Annotated in this window: 3 protein-coding genes; all 3 read left to right on the top strand. The window is 34.7% G+C overall.

What is annotated here, in order from left to right; genetic code table 11:
- Positions 1-51: 51 nt before the first annotated feature.
- Positions 52-480 (top strand): hypothetical protein, encoded by a 429-nt coding sequence (locus C200_RS11655; RefSeq protein ID WP_016212413.1) that lies wholly within the window; start codon positions 52-54, stop codon positions 478-480.
- 47 nt (positions 481-527) lie between these two features.
- Positions 528-1,268, top strand: a complete 741-nt coding sequence (locus C200_RS11650) for an SDR family NAD(P)-dependent oxidoreductase (RefSeq protein WP_033923775.1) — start codon at positions 528-530, stop codon at positions 1,266-1,268.
- A gap of 66 nt (positions 1,269-1,334) precedes the next feature.
- Positions 1,335-1,577: a hypothetical protein gene (locus C200_RS11645; RefSeq protein ID WP_032126346.1), complete on the top strand. Its 243-nt coding sequence runs from the start codon at positions 1,335-1,337 to the stop codon at positions 1,575-1,577.
- The last annotated feature ends 223 nt before the right edge of the window (positions 1,578-1,800 follow it).

Here is a 1,800-nt window from a genome sequence, read left to right as displayed (position 1 = left end):
CAGTGCGTAAGGTGAGTTAAAGACATAGAAGAAGATTACGAAGCTAATCCTATGTCGCGCTACGATAGAGGCTTTGACCCTCAATTAGTTCATAATGAAGATATGTGGGACTGGTCAGAAGGGCATACGAAATACAACCATGAACTAACTCACTTAAAATCTAATCGATATAACCTCTATGGTGGAAAGTTTATTAAAATTAAAGTCAAACATAATGATCAAACTTTTTTTCTTGTTATAGGGGTTGCAGCCCGATCTAAGAAAAACTTAGAACTCTCTAAAACATTAATTGACTTCAGCTACAATCACTTTTTGATGATGATAAAAAAAATAGCAACTCAAACTTACTTAACTCATAGAGATTGCTATCAAAGGTTTACTCAATACAGTTTACCTATTGAAAGTGATTTCGATAAAGAAATTATCTGCTATAGTGAACCATTGATCTTCCCAACAAATAAATTAAAAATTATTAAGTAGAATCCCAAGCTAGGATTAATAAATTTAAAAGTCGAGGGAAAAATTTCATGTCTAAATATGTTGCTATAACAGGCTCTTCTACAGGCATTGGATCATCAACTGTATCAAAATATCTAAAAGAAGGTTATATAGTTTTTGGTTTAGATATTAACAAACCAGAAGTAACCCATAATAATTTCTTCCATATAAACTGTGATATATCAAGTGTAAGCTCAATCAAAAAAGCAAGATTAGAAGTTGATAGCTTTACAAAAAAAGTCGATCACTTAGTTTCAAATGCTGGGGTGCATAGCTTTGGCTCGTTAAAAGATTTAACAGAAGAAAAATATGAAATTATTTTTAACATTAATGTAAAAGGCACCCTATTTTTCATCCAAAATTTTGTTACTTTAATTGAAAATAACTATGGTGGATCCATTTGTTTAGTGGGTTCAGATCAATCATTTGTAGGTAAAGGCTCTAGTGTCCTTTACGGTGCAACAAAAGGAGCAATAGCAACAATAACAAAATCATTGGCTATTGATTTCGCATCAAGTAATATCAGGGTTAATTCTGTTTGTCCTGGAACCATTGAAACACCTTTATACCATAACGCGGTGAAATCTAATTCGCACAAATTAAACATGACTAATGATGATCTATATCATATCCTCAAAACCTCTCAGCCTATCCAACGAGTAGGGTTACCAGAAGAAGTATCAAATGTCATTTATTTCCTAAATTCAGGTGAAGCATCATTTGTAACTGGCTCTTTATACTCTGTGGATGGAGGTTATACAGCACAGTAACTTTTTCTACTTTGACTAATCTAGCTCTTTACAGTAGATTCAAATTGAATACTAAAGAGCTTTACTATGCCCTCAACAACCCATAAAATCCTCGAACTCCTCAAATCAGGCGAAGAACTGACACGCCCCAAGGCTTACAAGTTGGGTTTCGGCCATTGTTTACCTACCTTTATCTGTCAACTCCGCAAGGAAGGCTATAATATACGTTCATGGAAGGGGGAAAAGGGCTACTACCATTATCAGCTTGATACTCGAAAGCAAGTCCAATCCGATTTGTTTGAAGTCAAACAGCTTACTTTTGATTTTTAAACGTACAGGACCATACTCACCATATGGCAGCCTCAAGCAGCGAATTTTAACCTAGCTCCAGATCACTGCTGCTTGATATGCCTTCTTGCGTATATAAACTACTCTCTAAACTCAGGATTTAATACTTGCTCTAACGTGTACGGGTCATGATTTAGGGAATGTTTTAATCGGTATATCAGTTTCATTAGATGCAGTTTTACTAGCTGTTACTATGCGTTATTCA

The organism is Piscirickettsia salmonis LF-89 = ATCC VR-1361 (assembly GCF_000297215.2).
GTDB classification, from domain to species: domain Bacteria; phylum Pseudomonadota; class Gammaproteobacteria; order Piscirickettsiales; family Piscirickettsiaceae; genus Piscirickettsia; species Piscirickettsia salmonis.
Note: the sequence above shows the minus strand (reverse complement) of the source record. Positions and strands in the feature narration are given on the sequence as shown.

Bases quoted from the DNA above. Each gene is read 5' to 3' on its own strand.
- C200_RS11655 (WP_016212413.1), top strand. From the start codon at position 52: ATGTCGCGCTACGATAGAGGCTTTGACCCTCAATTAGTTCATAATGAA.
- C200_RS11650 (WP_033923775.1), top strand. From the start codon at position 528: ATGTCTAAATATGTTGCTATAACAGGCTCTTCTACAGGCATTGGATCA.
- C200_RS11645 (WP_032126346.1), top strand. From the start codon at position 1,335: ATGCCCTCAACAACCCATAAAATCCTCGAACTCCTCAAATCAGGCGAA.